Annotated in this window: 26 protein-coding genes; 1 reads left to right on the forward strand and 25 read right to left on the reverse strand. The window is 47.1% G+C overall.

Going from position 1 to position 24,741, the window contains the following annotated elements; genetic code table 11:
* Positions 1-9: 9 nt before the first annotated feature.
* From LI015_RS07960 to LI015_RS07990, 7 genes are all read right to left on the reverse strand, one after another.
* Positions 10-1,212 (reverse strand): AAA family ATPase, encoded by a 1,203-nt coding sequence (locus LI015_RS07960; RefSeq protein WP_117625857.1) that lies wholly within the window; start codon positions 1,210-1,212, stop codon positions 10-12.
* Between the two features lie 5 nt (positions 1,213-1,217).
* The gene (gene cpaB, locus LI015_RS07965; protein ID WP_117625856.1) at positions 1,218-2,009 is read right to left on the reverse strand and encodes a Flp pilus assembly protein CpaB; all 792 of its coding nucleotides are present in this window, start codon (positions 2,007-2,009) and stop codon (positions 1,218-1,220) included.
* A gap of 123 nt (positions 2,010-2,132) precedes the next feature.
* Entirely contained in the window at positions 2,133-2,303 is a 171-nt protein-coding gene (locus tag LI015_RS07970) for a Flp family type IVb pilin (protein ID WP_054354231.1), read from the reverse strand.
* Between the two features lie 91 nt (positions 2,304-2,394).
* Positions 2,395-2,580 carry a Flp family type IVb pilin gene (locus LI015_RS07975; protein WP_117625855.1) on the reverse strand — a complete coding sequence of 62 codons (186 nt, stop codon included), beginning with the start codon at positions 2,578-2,580 and terminating at the stop codon, positions 2,395-2,397.
* Positions 2,581-2,584: 4 nt separating this feature from the next.
* Positions 2,585-3,286 (reverse strand): prepilin peptidase, encoded by a 702-nt coding sequence (locus LI015_RS07980; RefSeq protein WP_117625854.1) that lies wholly within the window; start codon positions 3,284-3,286, stop codon positions 2,585-2,587.
* A gap of 210 nt (positions 3,287-3,496) precedes the next feature.
* Positions 3,497-4,309, reverse strand: coding sequence for a response regulator (locus tag LI015_RS07985; RefSeq protein ID WP_227124503.1), 813 nt, complete (start codon positions 4,307-4,309; stop codon positions 3,497-3,499).
* Entirely contained in the window at positions 4,296-6,608 is a 2,313-nt protein-coding gene (locus LI015_RS07990; RefSeq protein WP_119205223.1) for a sensor histidine kinase, read from the reverse strand. The genes LI015_RS07985 and LI015_RS07990 overlap by 14 nt, the downstream gene beginning before the upstream one ends.
* Positions 6,609-6,843: 235 nt before the next feature.
* On the opposite strand from LI015_RS07990, the gene LI015_RS07995 reads away from it, so the two are divergent.
* Positions 6,844-7,890: a hypothetical protein gene (locus tag LI015_RS07995; RefSeq protein ID WP_227124505.1), complete on the forward strand. Its 1,047-nt coding sequence runs from the start codon at positions 6,844-6,846 to the stop codon at positions 7,888-7,890.
* 272 nt (positions 7,891-8,162) lie between these two features.
* Here the strand turns inward: LI015_RS07995 and LI015_RS08000 are convergent, their stop codons facing one another.
* From LI015_RS08000 to LI015_RS08085, 18 genes are all read right to left on the reverse strand, one after another.
* Positions 8,163-9,611 (reverse strand): GntR family transcriptional regulator, encoded by a 1,449-nt coding sequence (locus tag LI015_RS08000; protein ID WP_054354863.1) that lies wholly within the window; start codon positions 9,609-9,611, stop codon positions 8,163-8,165.
* A 272-nt stretch (positions 9,612-9,883) separates the two neighbouring features.
* A complete protein-coding gene (rsfS, locus tag LI015_RS08005; RefSeq protein WP_002567618.1) occupies positions 9,884-10,234 on the reverse strand; it encodes a ribosome silencing factor in 351 nt (116 codons plus the stop codon).
* Positions 10,185-10,823: a bis(5'-nucleosyl)-tetraphosphatase (symmetrical) YqeK gene (gene yqeK, locus LI015_RS08010; protein WP_002567617.1), complete on the reverse strand. Its 639-nt coding sequence runs from the start codon at positions 10,821-10,823 to the stop codon at positions 10,185-10,187. The genes rsfS and yqeK overlap by 50 nt, the downstream gene beginning before the upstream one ends.
* 4 nt (positions 10,824-10,827) lie before the next feature.
* Positions 10,828-11,472 (reverse strand): nicotinate-nucleotide adenylyltransferase, encoded by a 645-nt coding sequence (nadD, locus tag LI015_RS08015; RefSeq protein WP_002567616.1) that lies wholly within the window; start codon positions 11,470-11,472, stop codon positions 10,828-10,830.
* Between the two features lie 42 nt (positions 11,473-11,514).
* Positions 11,515-11,814 (reverse strand): ribosome assembly RNA-binding protein YhbY, encoded by a 300-nt coding sequence (gene yhbY / locus LI015_RS08020; protein WP_002567615.1) that lies wholly within the window; start codon positions 11,812-11,814, stop codon positions 11,515-11,517.
* Positions 11,815-11,825: 11 nt separating this feature from the next.
* On the reverse strand, positions 11,826-13,115 hold the full coding sequence (obgE, locus tag LI015_RS08025) for a GTPase ObgE (RefSeq protein WP_002573634.1): 1,290 nt from the start codon (positions 13,113-13,115) through the stop codon (positions 11,826-11,828).
* A gap of 61 nt (positions 13,116-13,176) precedes the next feature.
* Positions 13,177-13,467: a 50S ribosomal protein L27 gene (rpmA, locus tag LI015_RS08030; RefSeq protein WP_002567613.1), complete on the reverse strand. Its 291-nt coding sequence runs from the start codon at positions 13,465-13,467 to the stop codon at positions 13,177-13,179.
* A gap of 3 nt (positions 13,468-13,470) precedes the next feature.
* A complete protein-coding gene (locus tag LI015_RS08035) occupies positions 13,471-13,809 on the reverse strand; it encodes a ribosomal-processing cysteine protease Prp (protein ID WP_054354862.1) in 339 nt (112 codons plus the stop codon).
* An 11-nt stretch (positions 13,810-13,820) separates the two neighbouring features.
* The gene (rplU, locus tag LI015_RS08040) at positions 13,821-14,129 is read right to left on the reverse strand and encodes a 50S ribosomal protein L21 (RefSeq protein WP_002567611.1); all 309 of its coding nucleotides are present in this window, start codon (positions 14,127-14,129) and stop codon (positions 13,821-13,823) included.
* 184 nt (positions 14,130-14,313) lie between these two features.
* A complete protein-coding gene (locus LI015_RS08045) occupies positions 14,314-14,922 on the reverse strand; it encodes a hypothetical protein (RefSeq protein WP_227124507.1) in 609 nt (202 codons plus the stop codon).
* A 133-nt stretch (positions 14,923-15,055) separates the two neighbouring features.
* Positions 15,056-16,495, reverse strand: a complete 1,440-nt coding sequence (locus LI015_RS08050; RefSeq protein ID WP_002567609.1) for a TrkH family potassium uptake protein — start codon at positions 16,493-16,495, stop codon at positions 15,056-15,058.
* 16 nt (positions 16,496-16,511) lie between these two features.
* On the reverse strand, positions 16,512-17,867 hold the full coding sequence (trkA, locus tag LI015_RS08055; protein ID WP_227124509.1) for a Trk system potassium transporter TrkA: 1,356 nt from the start codon (positions 17,865-17,867) through the stop codon (positions 16,512-16,514).
* A gap of 35 nt (positions 17,868-17,902) precedes the next feature.
* The gene (locus LI015_RS08060) at positions 17,903-19,060 is read right to left on the reverse strand and encodes a ribonuclease E/G (RefSeq protein ID WP_227124511.1); all 1,158 of its coding nucleotides are present in this window, start codon (positions 19,058-19,060) and stop codon (positions 17,903-17,905) included.
* Positions 19,060-19,815 carry a TIGR03936 family radical SAM-associated protein gene (locus LI015_RS08065; protein WP_002573631.1) on the reverse strand — a complete coding sequence of 252 codons (756 nt, stop codon included), beginning with the start codon at positions 19,813-19,815 and terminating at the stop codon, positions 19,060-19,062. Before LI015_RS08065 ends, LI015_RS08060 begins: the two co-directional genes overlap by 1 nt.
* Positions 19,816-19,820: 5 nt before the next feature.
* The gene (locus tag LI015_RS08070) at positions 19,821-21,689 is read right to left on the reverse strand and encodes a TIGR03960 family B12-binding radical SAM protein (protein ID WP_002567605.1); all 1,869 of its coding nucleotides are present in this window, start codon (positions 21,687-21,689) and stop codon (positions 19,821-19,823) included.
* A gap of 481 nt (positions 21,690-22,170) precedes the next feature.
* Positions 22,171-22,806: a GNAT family N-acetyltransferase gene (locus tag LI015_RS08075; protein WP_002567604.1), complete on the reverse strand. Its 636-nt coding sequence runs from the start codon at positions 22,804-22,806 to the stop codon at positions 22,171-22,173.
* Positions 22,807-23,370: 564 nt separating this feature from the next.
* Positions 23,371-23,865, reverse strand: a complete 495-nt coding sequence (locus tag LI015_RS08080) for a hypothetical protein (RefSeq protein ID WP_002567603.1) — start codon at positions 23,863-23,865, stop codon at positions 23,371-23,373.
* 297 nt (positions 23,866-24,162) lie between these two features.
* Positions 24,163-24,564 carry an effector binding domain-containing protein gene (locus LI015_RS08085; protein ID WP_227124513.1) on the reverse strand — a complete coding sequence of 134 codons (402 nt, stop codon included), beginning with the start codon at positions 24,562-24,564 and terminating at the stop codon, positions 24,163-24,165.
* Positions 24,565-24,741: the final 177 nt, after the last annotated feature.

Consider the following 24,741-nt stretch of genomic DNA (forward strand, 5'->3'; position numbering starts at 1 on the left):
CATGCTATGCTACCTCAACTTTCTCTTATCCTTTTTCGACAATAAGGGAACTTTCAGTTTCTGGGACTTGTCCGCACCGAACCCCCGTTCAACCAATTCGGCTACGGCAATATAGTCGGCGGCCAGCTTACTTTTGCCCGCAGCCAGCACCACGGGTCTTCCCTGATTCAGGCATGCGGTCATCGTCTTATCGTCCCTGGAAACAGTGAGATCCACCTTGTGTCCCAGCACCCGTTCCACATCTGCCATGCCGACCCCGTTGTTCTTTGCCGGCTGTTCCATAATGGCTACTTTTAATTTCTGCTCCATATTCAGGGACCGTAGAAGCAAAAACGCCTTTTTCGTATTTCTCAATGTGCATAAATCAGATTGGGACACAAACAGAATACGGCTACACAGATCTAAAAGCGCCAGATTAACCTCGGAAAATCCGACAGCCGTGTCAATTATAACGTAGTCATAATAATTACGCAGAATAGAAATGATCTTGTCAATATTTTTTCCGCCAATAACATCCGCGTATTCCGGACTTTTAGGTCCAAACAGCACACGAAGGCCTGACTGGTGAAATGCAAGATAAGCATTAAGCGTGTCAAGGGTGGGAGTTCTCTGTTCCTGTAAAAGCTCTGCCATGGTTTCCTTGGGTTCCATTCCAAGAAAAACACCCGTGTCGCCATACTGCAGATTACAATCCAGAAGAATTACCTTGCGCTTGGATATAGCCAGTCTGGCCGCAAGGTTTACTGCCAAGGCAGTCTTACCGATTCCGCCCTTTGCCCCAGTCACAAGGATAACCTCCGTCTTAGGACGTCCGCCCTCCTCTCCGGTTATGTGTTCCCGATGCGTCTTTTCATTGATATAGGACTCTTTTAACATCCCCACAAGAGCAAGCCGGTCAGGACTCGATGTAATGACCCGGCGAATTCCGCTCTCCATAGCCTGCCCATATAGTGCCTTATCCGCCTCCGCTGCCAGAAGAACCATAGCGCACATGGGATACAGTATATATACCTGCTGACAGAACATCTGCATCTTTCGGTCATAGGCACCAGTTATAATGAGTAGTCCGGGCTTTTCACGATCCAATGTATCTATTCCCCTGGATACATCGGTAATCCGTCCGCAGATATGAATTTCTGTATCCTCCAGCAGATATTCCAGCCGGGTCTCTTCTTCCATTCCACTGCCTGCTATAATCGCTCTAATCTCCATTGTTTTTACTCCCTGGTATCATTCACGGAAGACTCTGCCTGCTTATCCGCCGGGTGTAGAGTCATCCTGATATTTCCATTATAATTTTTTGAAAGATAGGTATAGAATTCAATTTGAAGCGCCTCTTCCCTGGTTACAGAGAGTGTTACACTATCATACATCTTGCCGGTCTCTGATTCTATTTGTCCGGCAGCTTCCCTGCTGAGTTCGCTCCCGCAGGCCAGCACCCGGACCTTTTCCATCAGATAACCGGTATTTACACTGGCCCCTCCCGACACCAGCGCTTCCGCCTGTTCATCCAAGCCGTCTCCTCCAGGCGGCGCGCCATCCGGATGCACATTTTCCACCCTGCCTGCCCCCGTCAGACTGACGATTAAATCCACCTCATCCCCCGGCATCACCATGCCGGATACGCCAGTCTCAGTATCCACGTTCAAAGTAATGGCTCTGCTTCCCTCTGGTATCTTATAAGCAAGACCAGCCTGGCCGTTCTCGGTGTCCATCAGACGAGCTGTCGTCAGGATTTCTCCTGACAAAATACCACTTTGAGCCATTTTGCCAATTGCACTATTACCATCCTCCAGCGCATCCTCAGGAGTATACTGCCTTGGTATTTTTTTCAATGTCAGCTTACTTCTTGGTATCACTTCACCTTTTTTTATTTCGCCGGCAGCCACAATCACCTCACGGTAATCCATCTGCGCTTCCTTGTTTTTATTCTGTGTATTCAAGATCTGCCATATGGCGAAGGTGGCTATGATGGCAGCCAAAAAGGCAATCAATTTCCTGTGCTTCATCGTCAGTTAGTCCCTCTCATTAAAGCAGAGACACTACAGAGGACCAATTTCCCACCTGCAACGTCTCTGCTTTGTTTATGCATATGTAGCCATGTTATAGTATTACAAAATTATGGGACCAGGTTATTGTAATGTGTCTGATACTTCCTGGAACTTAGTATCGAGTGCAGTTGCTATGCCCTTAAGAGCCGTAATAACAGCGATGGCAATCAACACAATAATCAATCCGTATTCCACCATACCCTGGCCGCTCTCTTCCTCCAGCATCCAATTCTTCATCTCTGCAAAATCCATTTTCTTTTCCTCCGTCTTTTTGTCATTTGTTATCTATAGATAAACCGAAATATGAAATCCCGGCTTTCTCTCAACTGCCGTTCAGCCATACCTAGTTCAGCGCATCCCTTGCCCTGTCAAAATCCCCGGCTACCGCCGGCCCTATTCCACGCAGCCCAGCCGATACCGCCACAGCAATCAGCAGCAATATCAACGCGTATTCCACCAGCCCCTGGCCGGATTCTTCCCCTGCAAACCACCTGGCCGCAGTCTTTTTCCACTTTATATTCCCTATCATTTCTTCATCCCCCCACCAGCAGTCTGTTAAAAATCGTTACCCCCATCTCCACCTGCCGCGGATACAAAGACAGTACCAACCCCATTGCAATAAAACCTCCCATAGGAAAAAAACTATTCAGCTTCAGCCGTTTAAGCAACAGCCCGCCCACGCAGTATACTCCCAGGGCGGCCGCCATGTACAAAAGCACATCCATGAATCCAGGCACACCTCCCAGGCAGCAGCATGCGGCCAGCATCTTTACGTCACCCGCCCCAACTGCATTTTTTCCCTTAGTCAAAGCTGCTGCTAAAAGACAAATGATGAATCCTGCTGTTGCCCCTGCCGCCGCACCGCCAAGGCCAGACAGCCCTTTTGCCGCTAAGCCATATCCAAGACCGGACAACAGTACTGCAAAGGTAATTTCATTCGGTATAATCCGATACCGGTTGTCCAGATAGGTAACAATAAACATCACATAAGAAATTATCATGAAAAATAACGCTTTTAGAACAGACGCTTCCAATGCCGCAGCCATCCACGATGCACCTACCCCCACAGGATACAGCCATTGCGTCCAACCGCAAAATCCATAAACCACGAATTTCTTCATTTGCTTTTTCACTTTGTATGCCATCAGCTTTTCCCCAGATGTTGGAACAAGACCGCCTGCCGCCAAACCGGCGCTTCCTGCTAAAATGACAGGGATTAAATCTATCAGTGACATTTTATCTGATTCCTTTCTGTAATGTGTCTACATAATAGCACTCGCTGTGTCACATATATCGCACCATAGTGTTACGAAAGTGTGAAAAATCCATCATTATTTTATAAATATTAATTTTTTCTTTATTTTTCCTTTCAGTCTAACAGACTTTATTCAACAAAAAACGGTGGAATGCATCCACCGTTCTTTATAATTTAGTAAGTATTTTTGTCAGCGCATATTATGCAGCATGGCGTTGGTCTCCTCTGCCCAGCTATAGTCCGTCATATAATTATCAAAAAAACTGCGCCGCATTTCGGCATCCCCTTTCATATACTCATAATAATCGCAATAGAATGCTCTTATATTAGCTGCCAGGCTGCTCCTGTAATACAGGCACAGGTCCTCGCATCCAGCGTCCCTGAAAGCGGCGCGCATCATTGATACCGCCTTTCTATACAGTCCTTTCACCCTGCTGTCATATTCCCTGTCCTCCCATAACAGGGTGATTGCATATTCCATGGAAACCATCCCTCCCCTGGCATCCACCAGCACCGCAAACAGCTCTTTGGCTTTATTGTACTTAAAAAATATAGGCTGTCCATCTTTTATAATATCAAATTTCCCAAAGCAGCGAACCTCGATATCCTTATCCATGTGACGCCCCCTCAAACCTTCTACCAGAAGCCCCACCCGGTCCATTGCTCTGGAAACCTCATCATAGGTATATGGCTTCAGAAGATATCCCATGGCATCCAGATGGTGGGCTGCCAGCGCATATTCGTCATAGCCTGTGGCAAAAATCACCTGCATATCCGGGCTGATATCCTTAAACATCTCAGCCAGCTCTATCCCATTTAATTCCGGCATATTAATATCCAGTACAGCCGCGTCAATATGGTTTCGGTGAGCAAATTTCAGTGCCTCAAGTGGTGAGATAAAAGCTCCAACCAGCCGTACCCCCTTCATCATTTCTAAAATCCGCTTCAAATCCTCCAAAATATTGATTTCATCATCTACCGCAATTACACTAATACTCATCATTTACTCCTTTAGCTTCAACTGTTTTGGGCATAATCACAGAAGCCACAGTACCCTTTCCCGGTACACTGGTAATCCGGAGACAGCCATGGGTCAAATACGATATACGCGCACGTACATTTTCTAACCCAACGCCCCCGCTGCCCCACCTATCCCCCCCGCAAACAATCTTATTCTCCGGGGAGTATGACATATCAAAGCCAACACCGTCATCTTCCACTTCCACGATAATCTCATCCCTTTCCAACCGCGAACGTATGGTTATATGTCCTGTATCACTGCGTTTGCATATGCCATGTTTAATGGCATTCTCAACCAGCGGCTGCAATATAAAATGGGGCATGTAAAAGTCCTGATATTGAATGTCATAGCAGGTCTCAAATTTTCCTGGGAAACGGCTGGCCTCAATTTCAAGATAATTGGAAACAAAGCTCAGATTTTCTGAAAACAGAGCCATCTCATCCTTACCAATGGCATCCAACTGTACCCGCAGAAATCTTGTGAATGCCACAAGGACTGTTTCCGCCCGATTGGGATCATTATGAATTAAGGATTTAATATTAGCCAGGACATTGTAAATAAAATGCGGCTTAATCTGGCTCAGCATCAGCTGGGCCTGCGTCATCCTCATCTTCTTCTCTAACAGGTTGTTGACCCGAATCATACGGTACCACTCATCGACTATGTCAGCAACCACAGACAGAGAGTGCCCATCATCTCCAGATAGGCTTTGCTCCTCCATCTCATTCATCCCGCGATCTACTCGTGTCCCGCTCCACAGCTCATTTCTGACAACTTTAAACAGTAATTCATATGTACCTCCATCCTCCGGATAAAGAGCCATGCCTATGTCCGTAGCCATGTTGTAGCCAGTCATCCGTTCAATAACTTTTGCGATACGGTTGGACTTATTTCTGGCATTTTCCCTGCTTCCAATCTGATTGAGAAACAGCAGCAGCTTTCCGTCCTCTATCCAGACTCTGTCCCGTGGATACATCATCTTCGTCAGTATCTCGATGAACTGGTATGTCAGTATGTCAAGTCCCACCGGATCCTCCTCAGGAATGATTTTCTCCATTCCAATCAGAAGCAGGGCATGTACACTTTCCGGTTTTTTTTCACACAAAATCCCATCCACATAATCCCTTGCAGCCACCACCTTATTCCCAACTGAACCGCCATAATCTTCCAGAGCCTTCTCAGAAAGATATTTTAACTTTTGACTGATATCCTTGACAATCCCCACCACATAGACCGGCATCTCTTTATCGCACAACACGCTGAGCAGATTCAGACTGCACCATGCATAGCTGTTCCCTGATTGATATGTTCTAAAACGAATCAGCATGTTATCCTGTTTTTCTCCGTATAAGGCAGAGTCAAAGAACCTGCGCAGACGCGGGCAATCATCCCGCCAGATATATTCCTCCATTTGCTTTAATCCCTTATCATGTATTCCCTGGGTATTTATACGGAATTTGCTGTCCCAATTATCACCTAATATAAGAATGTTATCCCGGATATTCCATTCAAACATATATCCTTCCGAACGCTCTACCAGCTGTGTATCCCCTTTTTCCTCCCCATTCAATATATTGTTTATCCCAGTTCTCATTCCCATGTACATCAGATATTTGAAATGCCGTCCGCTCTCCGTCGTAATCATACTCCCATATAGTTGAATCCAGCGCTCTTCTCCACGGTTACCCAAATTAACATTCTGGCATTCCCCCCCATCATTCCAATCGTTTTCTGTCTTTACCTCAAAAGAAGGGCGTGTAATATATTTACGCAGTCTGGTAAATGTTTCACTATTCTCATTATCAGTCAGATACTGCCTTATGTTCTTTTCAGCAAAACAGACCTCTCCGCCTCTGTCCATGTCTAATACCAGCAGTCCGCAATAAAAACCCTTGTCCCGCATCTGTTTAACTCTGTTTCTGTAAAAATGATATACCTCCATGCGCCGTCTTTTTCGTTCCATTACTATATTGTCATGAATATCCTTTACAACCAAAATCACAGCCCTTTCATCTGGACTGCCCGTCAATTCCATTTCAATCCAACGTCCATTAATTTCATTACGATCCCGGATGAAAATATCTTTCCCTTGTGTAATAACATTTTTAAGATTCGCGGGCGAACAGTCCCTCTCATCCATGCCAACGTATTTACACCGAGAAAGCTGCTCTTCATACCATCGGGAATACGGCATATCTGCATCGCTGCGTATCTCCCTGCCGGACAAGAGCACCATAATGTCTTTGTCTAGCTCAATTCTATAAACTGAAATATATGACATCTCTTACCGTCCCTCCGCTAAAAAATTTTATCATTTTAATCTAATAGTCCTTACTATATACACTTTTTTTCCATGATGTCAATCGTTTCTTCATGCCTTAAAAGTAATTATTTTTATTTTTCACTCTTCTGCAACACTTTCACATCCTTTTCATCACACTTTTATCCCACATCCGTAACGCCTGCAGTAATATAATTATTTTGTAACAAAACTACACTATATCTTAGGAGGTAATATGAAAAAGCGACAAAAAAAATGGGCAACCGTCATTCTGACCACCGGACTATTATGCATCTCTGCGGCCGTTCCAGTTTCAGCACAGACATGTCAGACCATTTCTTACGGAAACCACTGGCATGAAAATGAATTCCAGCCTTACACCGGTGAAGATTGGGGGGCCAATTATATCCTTAAGGATACCACAAAGGCCAAAGTACTGCTGTTCTTCTCTCACAACTGTTCTCCCAGTGTCAACGCAATCCAGTCAATGACAAACAGTGATTACTTAAACCATGAAAATGTGGAAATTGAGTTCATCGACACAATCAAATCCTCTAAGAATGATATCAAAAACATGATTGCAGGATATGGTCTCAGCCAGGTCAGTGACAAGATTTTCTTCAGTCCCACATCTTATCCAAATCAGACTTCCATGTGGGAATATGTCGATTATTCTGAACTGAATTTGAGTACCACGTCAAATGTTGTGCCCGTGACTATTATTCTGGACGGCAACAACCAGATCCGCTACGCGGCCAATAACCGATTCTCTCTGACTGAAGTAGACTGTGTGATTGAAACCCTGCTAAATGAAGGTGAATCAGAAACCGTTCCTGCTGAGACCGTTCCGGATGAGACCGCTCCCGCTGAGACTGCCCCGGAAGAGACTGCTCCCGCTGAGACTGTCCCGGAAGAGACCGCTCCCGCTGAGACTGTCCCGGAAGAGACTGCTCCCGCTGAGACTGCCCCGGAAGAGACTGCTCCCGCTGAGGCTGAAAGCAATACCGTTACTTTATATTTCATGACCGGCTCCAGCCCGGACGATCCAGGTGATGTATTTGCAGAATTCGAAGTACCTAAAAATGCCAGAAAAGGCGTTGTCAGCTTAAAGAATACACTCAATACCCTGCCCAAGGCGGACAGAGCACCTCACCTGGAAGGAAAAAAGTTCTCTCATTGGCAAGAGCAGAACTTGTATAATCCCTCAAAGTTAGGAAACCGGATTAGCGGAGTTATATGGACCAATGAAACAGACCAATATATCTATGCTCAGTACAAATAACTGTTAGAAACTATTTTTAGCCGGCACACTATATCTGTGCCGGCTTGTCAATTGTTGCCCCTTTGAAATGACGTTACAAAGCAGACCCTTGAAAACAGGTCTTTCTTAATTTCATGTTCCCACCTTTATCATAAACATCTTTATTTGTTTTAGTTTAACATGCGATTAAAAAAATAGCAAGTCATTCCTTGTTCAAAAAAGAGCGCCGAAACCTAAAAGGGTTCAGCGCTCTATATGGAGAAGAGCTGCTTAATCTTCTCTTTTATGGACACTTACGCTCCATGCCTTACAATCACAAGACTGGTTGCTTCTCTAATATCCAGTTCATTCAGGCGGAATGCTGCAAAATCGAGTTCATAAAATAACAGGTCCTCCAACTCTGCAGCCAATCTGTCCCAATCGCAGCGTTCTAAGCTATCCAGCAGAACGTTGACATAAGGAAAATAAAATTCATTGATTTTCTCCCTGGAACCGTGCATACTGCGCAGAGGATAGCCCCAAAGCAGAACACGAAGTAATTGATCATATATTTTCCTGATTGTCTGATTGGGGGCAAATAGGGAAATTATTTCAAGAGAAGCATATACTACCGATTCATACCGAAAATTATCTTTTATATATGCCAACCGTTCTTTCCACAGTTCAACAGCGGAATGGTTTATACCGACACTCTTAGCACACGATCCGCATGTCATAGCCAGAATCTGCAAGCTCTGTACAAAGTCCAGAAGTCGTTTTCTAATTACAGGCTGAGAAAAATCGCAGTCCTTCGTACTATCCTCCATACTTAGAACATAGGTTCCAACCCCATTGACAGACCGAGTGGCGCCCAGCTGATTGAGCAGTGTCAGGGTACGGCGGACAGTTATGGTAGATACCCGCTCATACTTCGCGATTTTTGCAGGGGATGGCAAATATCCATCCTGTGCAAAATAGCCCAGGCGTATTCCTTTGAGTAAATCTATCGCTAAGGAATAGCAACACTGAGACGTACTCTGATAGGCGCTCCAATGGAAGGAAACAGGTTCCCCAGGCGGCTCCATGGTAATGCGGTCCGCATAAAACCAATTGATTGCGGACGTAATCTGTTCCTGGCAGGATGCCACAGTTTCCCAAAGCCCTTTCCAATCCTTTTGGCGACAAAGACTAATCATATCGAGCAAGGGATCGTCGCTGTCCTCGAAAGCCACCAAATCTGCCGGCAGGCTTAAAAATGGAGCTTGGTAAAAAAGGAATGCCTGCCATATAAGCCGTAACAGCAGGTCATTGTTGAGTGATCCATAGATTAGCCGAATGTGCTGAACCATAACATATGGTCTAAGTATTTTCGGCTGTGAGCAAAGACGCTCTAATTCGTTTAGCTGCTCAGGCCCCGCGCTTTTCAGGCCGTACCACTGGGCGCGGCTGAACAGCGGGCCAAAAGATTGGCACAAATCCATTACTGCATCCTTACGCAGAGAAAAAAAAGTCTCGATATTTCTTTCCAGCTCTGTCCTCTGAAACTGTATGGCCACGGCGGCCCCCGCTTTTTTAGTCAAAGTAATATATCCCTCTACTTTTAACTGATGGTAAGCAGTTTTCACTGTATCCAGAGAAACAGAAAACCAGTGACTGACATCTTCCATTTTAGGCAGCGGGTCCTTATATCCGTAGGTGCCAAATTCAATTTGTGCTGCGAATAAACCGTAAATAATTTGATGTAATTCCAACACTTTCTCCATCCGTCCATCCTCCTCCGTAAAAACCCTGCTGTTAATCACTCAGTATTCCGCTCTTTTTTATTATTATAATAACATGTACAGAAAGACATTGCTATAAGTAATTGTCAATGAAAGCGTTACATACTTACACCATCCAATTATCATTTAAAGTGAAACCCGGATGAAAGAACTCCAATAAAAAACGGATATACGAAGGTCTTATCATTCCAGACCTCATATATCCGTCCCTCATTGGATTTAATTCATTTTCATTCATTTCCAACTCTTACACATTACAGCTCATTTACATCCACAAATGTCTTTCCATCTCTCCAGATTCGCTCCAAATCATAGAACAATCTGTCTTCCCTGCAGAAGATATGGACTATCACATCCTTGTAATCCATCAGAATCCAGTTTGCGTTCTGGTAGCCTTCAATCTGCTTGCACTCGCAGCCTGCCTTTTCCAGAATTTCCTCCACATTATCAGCCATGGCCTGCACCTGATTGGGGTTGCTGCCGTCAGCGATTATAAAATAATCTGCCAGAACTGATACGGACTGGATGTCAATAATTTTAATGTCCTCTCCCTTTTTATCGCTGAGAGCCTGATATGCCAGTTTCACCATTTCCTTTGAGTTCATCGCGTTCTCCCTTCACTTTCTTAAAATATTCATATGCCTGGGCTGTCATGGGGTCAATACTTCCGCCCTTTTTTTCCAGGTAATCTAAAGTTCCCGCCAATATGGCATACATGGTCTCATCCAGATCCTCATACGCCATCCGCCTTATCATTGGCAGATTATCGGCCTTGTAGCGCCTGGGCTCTATATAATCCGCTATATAGAGGATTTTATCCAGAGTCGTCATCTCCGGCCTGCCTGTGGTGTGGCAGCCGATGGCATCCAGTATTTCCCGGTCCGTAATCTGGTACTTGTGCTCCGCCAGCCATGCCCCGTATTTTGCATGGAGCACAGGCAGGGCCTTGTACTCCGCGTCCGTCACTTCCAGACCATGTTTCAGGCATTTCTTCAATATGATATCATCCGAATACCGCTTCCCGCAGTCATGCATCAGTCCGGCCAGCTCTGCCTTGTCCAGGCTGCAGCCGTAACGCATGGCCAGGTTCATGCAGGTGTATGACACGCTGAGAGAATGCTCGTAGCGCATGGGCGCCAGCTTTCTCTTAAGGCTTTTCCTGTATAACATAATCTGGCTGCATTGGTTTTCCATACATTCATTCTCCTTTGCCGGCCAGGACCGGGGTCTTGACGCCGCCACCGTACAGTCCATGGTCCTTAATATATTCTTCCACTGCATCCGGCACAAATCCATGGATGGAATGTCCGTCAGACACGGATGCCCTTATTTCCTCCGAGGACACATCCATCTCACGGCAGCGGATGGGGTAAATCTTTGCCCCATACCTGGCAGTCAGGTATTCAATCTGCCTGTCAAAGGGCTGGTGGTCATCATGATAGGCACGCCCGGCCACCAGAAGCACTGCCAGCTTCATGACCAGCTCCGGGTGGAACCACTGTTCGATCTGATACAGGGAATCTGCTCCTATGATGAAATAGAACACGTCCTCCCTATATTCCTCACGCAGCAGGGACAGGGTCTGGGCGGTGTAGGTATTACCCTTACGCCTTAGTTCAAAATCCGAATACAGGAAATAGGGAGTATCTGCAATGGCCAGTTTAACCATACGCTCACGCATCTCTCCCTCAGTGATTTTATGATCTTTTTTATGGGGCGGATTTCCTGTGGGCATGAACCAGACTGCATCCAGTCCAAACTGCTCATAAGCTTCCCTGCCCAGCCGCAGATGACCATTGTGGATGGGGTCAAAGGTGCCGCCCAATATTCCTATTTTTGCCAAACAAATCCCTTCTTCACATACCTTTACCGGATACCTGCCTGTCTATTTCTCCGGCAGCACAATCTTACGTTTCTTTTCCTCTTTGGCAGGACGGTAAAGAACGATTTTCCTGCCAATGACCTGTACCACCTGTGAGTGTGTGCGCTCTGCAAGGACATCCGCGATGGAACCGCCGTCGTCCAGACAATTTTTCAGCACTGTCACCTTAATCAGTTCCCTTGCTTCCAGTGCCTCGTCCACGGCCTGGGTAATCTCAGGCGTAAGGCTGGATTTACCAATCTGGAACACAGGATCGATGTTCATAGCCAGGCCTTTTAAATAGGCTCTCTGCTTGCTTGTCATAATAACTCCTTCTATTTGTAATAATCAAACTCCAGCCCATACATACGGACCGTATCGCCTTCCTCTATGCCGGCCTTCTCCAGGTCGTCCAGAACTCCCGTATTCTTAAGGAACTTCTGGAAGAAATCAAATCCCTTCTCAGAATCCAGATTGGTGTATCCAAGCATCTTGTCGATTCTGGGACCTTCCACCACATAAGCTCCGTCATCTGCCCTGGTAACCGTATAAGGCAGGTTTCTGTCGCCCTGGTACTGGACCTCGAATTCCTTCTCAAACACAACAGGCGCATCATCCACTGTTTTAAGCAGGTCATTAATATGGTACAGAAGCTCCTTCACTCCCTGTCTGCTGACAGCGGATATGGGGAACACTCTGATTCCCTTTGGCTCGAATTCGTTTCTCAGCTCGTCAAGTATAATCTCAGTGTCTTCTTCTGCATACACCGCATCCATCTTGTTGGCGGCAATCACCTGGGGACGCTTTAACAGCTCCGGATTATAGGCTTCCAGCTCCCGGTTAATGGTCCTTATGTCCTCCAGAGGATCCCTGCCCTCCACGGAAGCGCCGTCCACCACATGGACCAGGACCTTGGTGCGCTCAATATGCTTTAAGAACGCATGTCCCAGGCCGATGCCTTCAGAGGCGCCTTCAATCAGGCCCGGAATATCAGCCATGACAAACCCGGCTCCGTCTCCCAGGTCCACCACGCCCAAATGGGGATTCAGGGTGGTAAAATGGTAATTGGCTATCTCCGGCTTTGCGTTGCTGACAACAGACAGCAGCGTGGATTTTCCCACATTAGGAAAGCCCACCAGGCCCACGTCCGCAATGACCTTAAGCTCCAACTGCACCCACAGCTCGGCACCGGGCTGCCCGGGCTGCGCGTACTTGGGCACCTGCATGGTCGATGTTGCAAAGTGCATATTTCCAAGACCGCCCCTGCCGCCCCTTAAGATGACTTCCCTCTGGTTGTCACCTGACATGTCGGCAATGACCTTACCCGTCTCGAAATCTTTAAGCACGGTTCCCTCAGGCACCTTCACAATCAGGTTATCGGCATCCGCTCCATGGCAGCGTTTCTTTCCGCCCTCCTGGCCATCCTTTGCAATATACTTACGCACATGCCTGAAATCTACCAGGGTATTTTTTCCTTTGTCTACCTGGAAAATGACATCGCCTCCACGGCCGCCGTCACCTCCGTCAGGACCGCCGTTGGGAACATACAGCTCGCGTCTGAAGGACACATGGCCGTCTCCGCCCTTACCGGATTTAATAAATATTTTTGCGCTATCGGCAAACATACACAGTACCTCCTGTGGTGTGAAAAAGAGCCCCATACGCTAAGTATGGAGCCCTTCGAAATTATTCGTTGATTGCCCTTGGGTATACAGAAACCTGCTTTCTGTCTCTGCCCTTTCTTTCAAACTTAACAACTCCGTCTACTAAAGCAAATAAGGTATCATCGCCACCCCTGCCTACGTTGTTGCCAGGATGAATGTGGGTTCCGCGCTGTCTGTACAGAATGTTGCCAGCCAGTACGAACTGTCCGTCGGCTCTCTTAGCGCCAAGTCTCTTGGCCTCGGAGTCTCTACCGTTCTTGGTAGAACCAACACCTTTCTTATGAGCGAATAACTGAAGGTTCATCTTTAACATGTGTTACACCTCCTTAAACTTCACGTTAATATATGATTTCCCATAATCCCTCTCAATATTCTGAAGTCCCAGAATAAGAGAGTTCATCAGGAGTTTTGATTCAGGACTTATATCTGAAGTGAAACGGAATTCAAACAAACCGCTCTCTCCCGCCCCGCCTTCAAATCCATCTTCCGTAAATGCCTCCACTGAATTGAAAAAGTTAAGAGCCAGAGCCGAAACCGCCGCGCAGATGATATCCTCACCCTCATCGGCATAACCGGCATGTCCCTCCATCACAATCCCTGTGTAAACAGCATTGCCTGAATCTGTGGAATTCTTGAATACGGTTGCTTTAATCATATCATTTACAATTAAGCGTTGATTTTTTCAATCTTCACCTGGGTATAGAGCTGTCTGTGGCCGTTCTTCTTGTGATAGCCAGTTTTTCTCTTATACTTGTAAACGATCACTTTTTTAGCCTTACCTTCCTTCTCAACTGTTGCTGTAACAGTTGCGCCGGAAACGGTTGGGCATCCAATCTGCAGCTCGCCGTTATTTACAACCAGCACCTGGTCAAATGTTACGGTCTCGCCTGCGCCTGCGCCCAGTCTCTCTACCTTAATGACATCGCCTTCTGCTACCTTGTACTGCTTTCCGCCTGTTGCTATAATCGCGTACATGAAAGGCACCTCCTATTATCATTACTCGCCAGCTTCGGTGACCTGCTTTCTTCCATGGAATACTGGCAGACTCTTACAACCCCGCTGTGCGGCATACTGGTATATCATAGCATTTTCCTTTTCCGATGTCAACCGGAATTTTCATATTTTTTTGTCATTTTTTTGTCACTTTTACGGGCCTCATTCAGTCAGACACCCGCTCGATTGACCCGGCATCAAAAAGCTCCAGATACTGTCCCTCTGCGATGTTGACCGTGACCGGCTCAAACAGCGCGGCGTATTCATCTATATAATCATAATAATATCTCACGTCGTTATAAAGGGCGTAATACCCGCTGCCAAAGGTAAGGGGCGTGATGCGGTATGTACCCGGTTCCATATCCCGGCCAGCCTTGTACATACCGGTGGTTCCCAGGGTGATGCCCGCCCGGTCCGCCTCCACCGCGTACCCTTTTGTGATTACCAGATGCTGTCCTTTGTAAAGGGTAATCAGTCCGTGGTGCTGAAACTGGAAGGTTCCAATGCGCCGCTCATCCGTATCATCCTTATATAAAGTAATGGTACAGGTGGAATAGGCGTTCTGTTCCGATGTGTCCTCCGTAAAAACCGCATATTCTCCCGGCAAAATATCCTCGCCAACGACATAGCTTCCCGGTCCATAGGTGACTGTGCCTTCCGAAGCCTCCGTCTCAACGGCCCATGATACAGCCGGATACGCAAACGTCAGGGAGAACGCCAGAATCAGGGCGCCGGCGCCCTTTATGCCTTTTAAGCCCTTTATACATCTTACCAATCCGTCTCCTCCTTCACGGTGATTTCCATACACGCCAAAGGCGTACCATCATAAATTTCTTATGGAAATCATACCCCGCCGGCCCGGATTCGTCAATAAAAGTCACTGTTTTTTCACTTGTTTTTCACAAATCTCAACTGCGTTTCCAGGTTCCCGGAGACAGAAGAACCAGCATGGGGAACAGCTCCAGCCTTCCGGCCAGCATATCAAATATGAGCACGGTCTTGGACAGATAGGACATCATGGAATAGTTGGATGCCGGACCCACCACAGACATTCCTGGACCAATGTTGTTTAAGTTGGCGGCCACTGCGGAGAAGGATGTCATAAAATCATAATTGTCCAGACTCACAATCAGGGTGGATATGCCGAATATCATGAAATACACAATAATATAAGCGTTAAGGGACCTGAGGGTATTATGCTCCAGAGGCTTTCCCTCAAACTTCAGCACCTTTACGCTGCGGGGGTGGATAACCGATGCCATCTCCTTTTTTATTTCCTTAAACGCAATCATGACACGGGATACCTTCATGCCTCCGCCCGTACTGCCGGCACAGGCGCCGATAAACATGATGAGCAGCAGGATTGTTTTGGAAAACTCCGGCCAGCTGTTGTAATCAATGGTGGAGTATCCCGTTGTGGTGATAATGGAGGAAACCTGGAACGCCGCCTGGTGGAATGCCATAAACAGGGACGGGAACAGGCTCCTGATATTGATGGTGATGAGCAGGATGGCAATGGCCACCACAGCCAGATATCCCCTCAGCTCCTCACACCGCCCCGCATCCTTGGGCCTGCGTATGAGCAGCAGGTAGTACACATTGAAGTTCACGCCAAAGAGCAGCATAAAAATAGTGATGACAGCCTGCTGGTACACCGTGTAATCCGCCTGCCCTGAATTACGGCAGGCAAAGCCTCCTGTACCGGCAGCCCCGAAGCTCATGCATATGCTGTCAAATAAGGGCATTTTTCCAAGCAGCAAAAGGATCATCATGACAATGGTCATGCAAAAATAGATGGAGTACAGCAGTTTGGCGGTAATGCGGATTTTAGGCACCAGCTTTCCCACGGAAGGGCCCGGACTCTCGGCCCGCATAATATGCATGTTATAATCCCCTGCCATGGGCAGAATCGCCAGGATGAACACCAGAATTCCCATGCCGCCAATCCAGTGTGAAAAGCTTCTCCACATCAGGGTGGCATGTGACATATCCTCTACCTTGGGAATAATACTGGACCCTGTAGTGGTAAAACCTGATACGATTTCAAACATGGCGTCAATGATATGGGGAATCTCCCCGCTTATGACAAAGGGCATGCACCCGAAAAAGCTCAATACAATCCACCCCAGGGAAACCGTCACAAATCCTTCCCTGGCAAAAAACATCTTTGTGCAAGGCTTCTTCCTGGTGCACATAAATCCCAGCAGACCGCAGACAGCCGCAACGCCCAGATAAATAAAGCCAATGCTTTCCCTGTAGACAACAGCTGTAACAACTGGCAGTGTCATGAAAATGGCTTCCATATTCATGATCCAGCCCAGCATATAAATGATTATACTTCGATTCATGTCGTCCCGCCCGCCTTTACATTAAGATATCCTTCAAATCATTAAGCCCTGTATGGGTGGTCACAATGATGACTGTGTCCCCTGCCTCCAGGGTATCCTTGCCTCGGGGCATGATAATGCGGCCGTTGCGGTTGATGCATGCCACCAACAGATTATTCCTGGTCCTCAGCTTCTCCAGCGGAATCCCCAGCACAGGCGAATCTCCCCTTACCCTGAACTCCAGCGCTTCGGCCTTGTCGGCCACGATTTTATACAGAGTCTCTATGTTGCTGCCCATGGAGTTCTGCATGGCCCTTACATACTGCAGGATGATGTCGGCTGTCAGCATCTTGGGGTATATGACGCTTCCCAGGTTCAGGGCGTTGATTACATTTTCAAAGGCTATTTTATTAACCTTGGTGATCAGCTTGGCCCTGGACTGGCTGGCCGCATATAAGGACAGCAGTATATTTTCCTCATCAAACCCCGTAAGGGAGGCAAATGCTTCCGTCTGACGGATACCTTCTTCCAGCAGCAGCTTCTGGTCCGAACCATCCCCGTGTATAATCATTGCATGAGGAAGAAGCTCACTTAAGATCCTGCACTGCTCCTCGTCCTGCTCAATAATCTTAATTTTTATCTTGGTATCAGCCAGGGCCTTGGCCAGATACACGGTCAGCTTTCCTCCGCCCACAAACATGGCGGAATTAACCGTGTTGTTCTCGATACCCGCTTTGCGGAAGAAATCAGCACAGTCTGCATGGGGTGCAATAAAGGATATCTTATCTCCGCCTCTCATCTCAAAGTTGCCGTCCGGTATCACCACATCATCCCCGCGCTCCACGGCGCAGATCAGCACATTGCTCTTTAACCGGCTCACCACGTCCATTACCTTCATGCGGTCCAGAATGGAATCCTTGGGAATCATGAATTTGAGGAGCTCAATTCTGCCCTTGGCAAACAGCTCAATCTTGATGGCATTGGGAAAACGAAGCAGTCTGGCAATCTCCCTGGCGGCAGCCAGCTCCGGATTAATGGCCAGAGAAAGGTTCAGTTCTTCCCTGATATAGTTGATTTCCGCTGAGTACTCAGGATTGCGGATACGGGCAATGGTATGGCAGTTGCCTGCTTTCTTTGCAATCAAACAACAGAGCATGTTAAGCTCATCTGAATTGGTGGTGGCAATCAGCAAATCCGCTTCCTTGATTCCCGCCTCCATCTGCACCTGGTACACGGCCCCGTTTCCGGTAACGCTCATGACATCTGTACTGTCTGAAATGGATTGGAGCGCTTCGCTGTCGCAGTCAATCAGTGTAATATCGTGGTTTTCCCTGTTCAGCTGCTCTGCCAGTGTGGTTCCCACCTTACCGCAGCCTACAATTATGATTTTCATATTTCTTCCCCTTTATCCCCTGTGTATTGTCATATTCAGACCTGTTCGTGGAGCGGCTTTCTCACTTTCTTTCTGGTGAGCTCCACCAGGTTCAAAGCCGTCATATCCACCACCGTGGTCTTTACCGGGTCTCTCGAAACAACTTCTACTAAATGGGCAAGAAGGGCCTTCCTGTCCTCCTCCCTCTCCATATCAATAAAATCCACAATGATGATACCGGAAAGGTTGCGCAGCCTAATCTGCCGTCCAATCTCATCCGCAGCCTCCATATTTATCTTGTATATGGTGTCCTGCATCTTTTTCCTGCCTGAGTACTTCCCTGTATTAACATCAATAACCGTCATGGCTTCTGTGGGCTCTATGACCAGGTATCCCCCGGACTTCAGCCATACATTCTTACCCAGTGCCTTTTCAAAAGCAGTTTCCAGGCTGTAAAGCTTGCCAAGGGGCAGAAGGCTGTCCTCATAAAGGGTCAGGCGTCCCGCGTCTTCCCTCTGGCACATTTCCAGATATGCCTTCAGCTCCCTGTGGTACTCAGGAATATCTGTAATAATTTCTTCCAGGGTCCCGCCGAAGGAATCCCGTATAGCCGCTATATAGCCCGGCAGCGCCCTGTAAAGGCAGCTGTAGCAGACTCTGCACCCAGCTTCCGCCGAAAGCCTTTGCCATGTCCGCATCAGCTCAGCCAGTTCCTCCCGCACAGCACATTCCTCCACCGTAACTGCGTTGGTCCGGACAATAACGCCCAGGTCCTTAGTTCCTGCCAGGTCACATTCCAGAAGTTCACGAAGCCTGGCTTTGTAGGAGGCATCACGTATTTTCGCGGAAAAACCGATTCCGGTCTTTCCCACAGTCAGCACACAGTACCGCCCCGTAAAGGACAGACGTTCCGTGACCACCGGGGCCTTTGATTTCACAGCATCTTTGCTGACCTGCACCACCAGCTCGTCGCCGGTCTTAAGACGTTCCGGCTTCCACCGTTCCTGCAGGCTGTAATATCCGGTACATCCCGGTCCTATGTCAATAAAGGCGGCATTGATATTGCTTACCACCTTCTGCACCTTGCCGATATAAATATTGCCCAGCAGGGAGTCGGCGGTATCCGGCTCCAGCATCAGCTGGCTTACCTTTCCGTCTGATACCACGGCCGTACAGACCTTATCCCCCCGCCGGGTCACTACTAATTTGTCCATTATCTGATTTCCTCACCCAGCTGTTCCAGAGAGATAAAGGAGTGAATACCGGCTTCCTTCTCAGCATCAGAGGCCCTGTCCGCATATACTTCTTCCCTCTGTACCATAAAGGCAAAGGGCGGCCGCTCCTTTCCCAGGAACCCGTAATACGCATCCAGCACCTGTTCCGGTTTCACATTGGCAGCGCTGCCTGCGGATATTTTCATAAACAGACGGGGGCCTTCCATTTCGCCATCCCCCTCAGGACAGATTCTGAGCTCATAAACCAGGGGCTTTAGATCCATCTCCTTTTCACCGCGCTTGGTTTTCTTTGTCACCATGACGCTGGGACGCTCAAAAAAGGCAATAAGCCCCTGAAACCACGTTTCCTTATCCATGTCCTCTGGCTCGTATCCCGGTCTGAAGGCCAGGGTATAATCCCCGGCCCCGACTATGGACATGGCATTGGCCGCGTCATCCGGCAGACCTCTGTAGCTTACGACCTCAAAGCCTTCCGACATCACCCCGTTCAGACATTTCTTCATGGTTTCCGAATCTTTGGTGGAGGACACCTCTATGTCCACGTATTCCCCGTTGCTGGTATTTCCCACTCCCAGAGGGGCCGCAAATGACATGATCTGATGAGGGGAGAATCCTCCGCTGTAACATACATCCACATCCGCCCTGCGTATGGCCTTCTGGAAATAACGCATCACGTCCAGGTGACCGATGAATTTCATTGTTCCATATTTTCTGAATTTAATCCGAATTTTCATTTATCCTATTCCTTTACGGTTTCATAACAGACGCCGCAGCCAAAATCCCTGGCTCCGCAGCCTGAACATCTCTGACGGCAGTTAGGCGTCACTTCTTCCTTCACGGCATGGTTCCACTCACGGATCAGGAATTCCTTTGATACGCCAGCATCAATGAAATCCCACGGGAATACCTCATCCAGGCTTCTCTCCCTGGTGGTATAAAATCCGATATCCACGCCGCAGGTCTCAAAGGCCTTCATCCATACATCATTCTTAAAATATTCAGACCAGGAGTCATAGATGGCCCCTGTGCGGTAGGCTTCTTCTATCACGGCCCCGACCCTGCGGTCGCCTCTGGCCAGCACGCCCTCCAGCACGGTAAGCTCCGCCTCATGCCAGTTATATTTAAGGCTCTTGAAGTTTTTCATCTCGCGGAACTTGCCCCGGACGATATTGGCTCTCTCAATAAATTCTTCCTTTGTACACATCCTGGCCCACTGGAACGGTGTAAAGGGCTTTGGCACAAAGAAGGAGGAACTGGCTACAATCTGTACCTTTCCGTTTCTCCGGTCCTTGGGGATATCATAGTAGGCTTCCGCAATCTTTTCAGAAAGCAGCGCAATTCCCTCCATATCCTCCACTGTCTCCGTGGGCAGACCCAGCATAAAATACAGCTTTACCCGGTTCCAGCCTGATTCAAAGGCATCTGTTGCTCCCTTCAGTATCACTTCTTCGGTCAGCCCCTTATTGATGACGTCACGAAGTCTCTGGGAACCCGCCTCCGGCGCAAAGGTAAGGCTGCTCTTTTTCACATCCTGCACCTTGCTCATGACGTCCAGAGAAAATGCGTCGATGCGCAGGGAAGGCAGGGATATATTCACGCCTTTGCCCTTGAATTCGTCAATAAGGAAATTGACCAGGCCCTCTAACTGGCTGTAATCGCTGGAGCTTAAGGAACTTAGGGATATCTCCTCATGGCCCGTGCTCTTTAACATGTCGCTGGCATAGTGCTTCAGATATTCCAGGCTGTGCTCTCTGAGAGGCCTGTACACATCCCCGGCCTGGCAGAACCGGCACCCGCGGATACAGCCCCGCTGAATTTCCAGCACTACCCTGTCCTGGGTCACTTTGATAAATGGCACCAACGGCTTTTCAATATATCCCACACTGTCCATGTCCGTTACCACTTGTTTGGTAACCACCGGCATGGCATGTTCATTATTCGGCAGAAAACATTCAATGGTACCGTCTTCCTTATAGGTCACATCATAAAAAGCAGGCACATAGATGCCCGGTATCTCCGCCGCCATTTCCAGAAACTGCTTTCTGGTGCCGCCGGCCTTCTTATTCTCCTTGTAGCGGTCCATAAGCTCAAAATATACGGTTTCGCCCTCTCCGATATAAAACAGGTCAAAAAAGTCAGCCAGCGGTTCCGGATTGTATGCGCAGGGCCCGCCTCCGATAACAATGGGGTCATTTTCCGTTCTGTCGCATGTATGGAGCGGAATCTGTGAAAGGTCCAGAATCTGAAGCACGTTGGTGTAGCACATCTCGTACTGGAGAGTGATTCCCAGAAAATCAAAATTCTTTACCGGCTCCTGGGTTTCCAGGGTAAATAGCGGTATCTTCTTCTCCCTGAGTATGGGGTCTAAGTCTGTCCACGGGGAGTAAACGCGCTCACAGCAGATGTCCTCCCTGCTGTTGAACATGGAATACAGAATCTGAATGCCCAGGTGGGACATACCGATTTCATACACGTCCGGGAAACACATGGCAAAGCGGACATCCACTTTTTCAGGGTCCTTAATCACCATATTTACCTCGCCTCCGATATAGCGGGCGGGTTGTTGAATGCTTAGTAATATCTCATCATTTAAAGCTAGTTTTCTCATGGTTTTTCCTTATTTATTGTGCTGTTTACACAGTATTTTTGGCTTGTAGCAAGGGCCGGTCCAAATCGAAAAGAGCCGGAGTTCAGGTCCTTATTTTGCTCTTTTCTGCTCCTTTTTCACCCCTTTTTCAAAGAAAATCAGGCCCCTTTATTTTAATTACGACATTTTTTACCCCAACTATATAACACGGGTTAAAACATTATGCCACAATGCCTAATTATAAGGCATTTCACAGTATTAAGCAACACCATTCGGCAGTAGTTTCATTTCATATGATTAATTTCATTATAAGCACTCATGCGATATGAGTCTTCCTGTTTTGTTATTTTACCCTGCTTCCCTTACTTCCCTTATAAAGCAATCCATATTTTCATACGAAAGCTTCAGGCTGTCACTCTTCCACGGTTCGTTTTACCATATGCATTTTCACGGCATAACCTTTGGTTCACTACTTCGTGACTGATAGCCCGGACCTAGTTTCTTACTCAATAAAAGCATGGCTCATAATATAAAACTCTTCCTGGCTCGGCTGATATTTCTTTTCCATTTTCTCTAAGGTATTATCATATTCCTGTGCTTCTTCCTCAGAGATTGCCATAACAGGGCTGTCGTAATAGAACCATTTTCTGCCGTCCAATTGATTGGGGACCAGTTCCTTCACCATCATCGCAGCCGGATACTTCCCATTTTCCATACAGATATTCAATTTCCTGCTGCTTTTAAAACCGCAGCCCACATAGTTCATCGGACTTCCCAGTATGACAACCACATCATAGCCAAGCAGAACAGCCTGTTCAAAGGAATGCTCAATCAGCATCCTTCCGTACCCTCTTCTCTGATACTCAGGAGCAATACTGACCGGACCAAAGGTTAGGATTTCTTTTTCTGTTCCGGCTTCATCAACCAGCCGGGCTTTTGTATACATAATATTCCCAATCACCTGTCCGTCCAGTTCAATCACAAAATCCAGCTCTGGTATAAAATCCTCATGTCCGCGCATGATGTGAACCAGATAATGTTCCGCACATCCCGGTATATATAGATTATAAAATGCCTTTCTCGTAATTTCTTCAACGACCTTGTAATCACGTTCTTCTTCATTTCGTATCGTTATCATATCAACTGCTCCTCTATACCTTTAGTTAGAATTGGTTATCCCTTTAATCATATCTTTTTAATCAGTCCCGCATTCCTGAAATATAATGATAAAACTCTGTCTAACTGCCGTCAGCCCGTTCTGTTTCTTCAGCCTTCGCTGTGTCTGCATATAACTCCAGGCCACTGTCTGCAATTCACCAGCCTTCTCTTGTCCAAGCAAGTTCGCAAAATGTACCCGGCAAATCATTGGTAAATGTATGGCTGTTGCCTATAAACAGAAAACGTGCTCCATCTGTGACAGTGTGTTCAACCTGCGATGCTCTCGTTAATTCCCCTCCACCCTTGTTAATACGCCAATGCCCGCAATATATGCGGGCTTGTAATGCTTGTAAAGCCGAAGCTTTGATTGTTCTTTCGTTTTACCATATATACAGGCGAAAAAATATCATATTGTAAAATTTTCTAATACATTGCAGAAAACTCATGATATTATGATAACTGATATTATGATAACCGCTTTTAGGATAAGCCAATAGCAGGAGGGATATACTTGACAATTAGTAAATTAATCTATATGCCGTTCTTAACGATTCAGCTGCTGCAAAGCCGGCTTACGCGCAGCAGCCTCAGCACAGATCAGCCCGGCAATATACTCTGCTGTTTCCTCTGTCAGAAGGAAGAGCATTCCGTCATTACGGCATTTTTTTTGTGTCTCTCCATTCAGAGAATAGACGAAACCTTTCACGCATGTATCACTGCATGCATCAGGGTCAATAAGTCTCTTGCAATCACGGGAAGCCGCCATTTTCTTTTGCATGTGGGCAGGCAGAGCGGCAATGACCTCCTCATACCTGCCGGCATTATCTCCGTAAATGCGTGCCCAGATACCGGTCTTGCGAAACACCCAATTCATTACGGTTTTCTTCTCCAGCTGGTATGTGGCAGTGTATCCGCTTTTGACTTCCTTGATTACAAGTTCACACCCCTGTTTCAAAAGTTTGTCATTCAGCTTCTCCACAAATACACGATGCTCCGGCGCAACTGCCAATAGAAATTCATTAAATGAAGTCTTTGCCATTATCCTTTCCCTTTCTTAAATACAAATTAGTCAGACGAATATCCCCATCCAGCCCTGCCTGCTGTTCAAGGCAGCCGCTTTTTCTGCTGCATCCTCCGTAATCAATCCCATCCGTTGTGTGGCAGGAATGGAAATATGGCGGTGTCTCACCCTAAGATTACGCCATAAATAAAATACGCATCACATGCGTCAGGCATATAAGTCAAATTTGAAATGTTCCATATGTAAATCCTCCTGCTGCTATAAACTGTTCTCTGGACTAAAAGCAAAGAATGCCTGTACTTTTTCCTGCGTCCTCTACTTTATCATTTCCTTAACAGGCAGCAGCAGATCAATCTGTGTATCTTCCATTTTCGCCCCATTATTCATAAGGTTGTAATAATTTAATATTTCCTCAAAGCATGGACCGCCGGCCTCTTCGTATCTTTCGCTTTCTCTGGCCCACTCCTGAAGCAAACGCCAATCCTGAAAACTCCAGTCCCTCAATACATGGGCAGCATACATCCCGCCGCCAAACGTTTTTTTAACCAGAGGCGGCTTAACTTCCATATCCTCAGGGATTGATACCCATGCTTCATATGCGGTGGGAGCTGCTCCGGCTTCCACTCTTAAATCTGCTCTGGAACAATCAAATCCCATCCCTCTGGCATCGGGTTTTAGTTTCAGCAATTCCGTTTCGTAAACAAATTTCTCAATCATACCGGTGGCTTCCGGCCCCACTCCATACTCAGCTTCCCCTGAAAACCGAGCTGTCTCCGGGATTAATTTTTTGATACCATGCTGACAGTCTGCATTTGTTCCATAGTGTTTATACTTTTCTCCTAAATTAAGTATAAAGCACGACACGGTGTTCGTGTCAAGAAAAACTTTCCACGG

The sequence above is a fragment of the Enterocloster sp. 210928-DFI.2.20 genome (genome assembly GCF_020554465.1).
Lineage (GTDB): Bacteria > Bacillota > Clostridia > Lachnospirales > Lachnospiraceae > Enterocloster > Enterocloster bolteae.

Bases quoted from the DNA above. Each gene is read 5' to 3' on its own strand.
- LI015_RS07960 (WP_117625857.1), bottom strand. From the start codon at position 1,212: ATGGAGATTAGAGCGATTATAGCAGGCAGTGGAATGGAAGAAGAGACC.
- cpaB (WP_117625856.1), bottom strand. From the start codon at position 2,009: ATGAAGCACAGGAAATTGATTGCCTTTTTGGCTGCCATCATAGCCACC.
- LI015_RS07970 (WP_054354231.1), bottom strand. From the start codon at position 2,303: ATGGATTTTGCAGAGATGAAGAATTGGATGCTGGAGGAAGAGAGCGGC.
- LI015_RS07975 (WP_117625855.1), bottom strand. From the start codon at position 2,580: ATGATAGGGAATATAAAGTGGAAAAAGACTGCGGCCAGGTGGTTTGCA.
- LI015_RS07980 (WP_117625854.1), bottom strand. From the start codon at position 3,286: ATGTCACTGATAGATTTAATCCCTGTCATTTTAGCAGGAAGCGCCGGT.
- LI015_RS07985 (WP_227124503.1), bottom strand. From the start codon at position 4,309: ATGATGAGTATTAGTGTAATTGCGGTAGATGATGAAATCAATATTTTG.
- LI015_RS07990 (WP_119205223.1), bottom strand. From the start codon at position 6,608: ATGTCATATATTTCAGTTTATAGAATTGAGCTAGACAAAGACATTATG.
- LI015_RS07995 (WP_227124505.1), top strand. From the start codon at position 6,844: ATGAAAAAGCGACAAAAAAAATGGGCAACCGTCATTCTGACCACCGGA.
- LI015_RS08000 (WP_054354863.1), bottom strand. From the start codon at position 9,611: ATGGAGAAAGTGTTGGAATTACATCAAATTATTTACGGTTTATTCGCA.
- rsfS (WP_002567618.1), bottom strand. From the start codon at position 10,234: ATGAACTCAAAGGAAATGGTGAAACTGGCATATCAGGCTCTCAGCGAT.
- yqeK (WP_002567617.1), bottom strand. From the start codon at position 10,823: ATGGAAAACCAATGCAGCCAGATTATGTTATACAGGAAAAGCCTTAAG.
- yhbY (WP_002567615.1), bottom strand. From the start codon at position 11,814: ATGACAAGCAAGCAGAGAGCCTATTTAAAAGGCCTGGCTATGAACATC.
- obgE (WP_002573634.1), bottom strand. From the start codon at position 13,115: ATGTTTGCCGATAGCGCAAAAATATTTATTAAATCCGGTAAGGGCGGA.
- rpmA (WP_002567613.1), bottom strand. From the start codon at position 13,467: ATGTTAAAGATGAACCTTCAGTTATTCGCTCATAAGAAAGGTGTTGGT.
- LI015_RS08035 (WP_054354862.1), bottom strand. From the start codon at position 13,809: ATGATTAAAGCAACCGTATTCAAGAATTCCACAGATTCAGGCAATGCT.
- rplU (WP_002567611.1), bottom strand. From the start codon at position 14,129: ATGTACGCGATTATAGCAACAGGCGGAAAGCAGTACAAGGTAGCAGAA.
- LI015_RS08050 (WP_002567609.1), bottom strand. From the start codon at position 16,495: ATGAATCGAAGTATAATCATTTATATGCTGGGCTGGATCATGAATATG.
- trkA (WP_227124509.1), bottom strand. From the start codon at position 17,867: ATGAAAATCATAATTGTAGGCTGCGGTAAGGTGGGAACCACACTGGCA.
- LI015_RS08060 (WP_227124511.1), bottom strand. From the start codon at position 19,060: ATGGACAAATTAGTAGTGACCCGGCGGGGGGATAAGGTCTGTACGGCC.
- LI015_RS08065 (WP_002573631.1), bottom strand. From the start codon at position 19,815: ATGAAAATTCGGATTAAATTCAGAAAATATGGAACAATGAAATTCATC.
- LI015_RS08070 (WP_002567605.1), bottom strand. From the start codon at position 21,689: ATGAGAAAACTAGCTTTAAATGATGAGATATTACTAAGCATTCAACAA.
- LI015_RS08075 (WP_002567604.1), bottom strand. From the start codon at position 22,806: ATGATAACGATACGAAATGAAGAAGAACGTGATTACAAGGTCGTTGAA.
- LI015_RS08080 (WP_002567603.1), bottom strand. From the start codon at position 23,865: ATGGCAAAGACTTCATTTAATGAATTTCTATTGGCAGTTGCGCCGGAG.
- LI015_RS08085 (WP_227124513.1), bottom strand. From the start codon at position 24,564: ATGATTGAGAAATTTGTTTACGAAACGGAATTGCTGAAACTAAAACCC.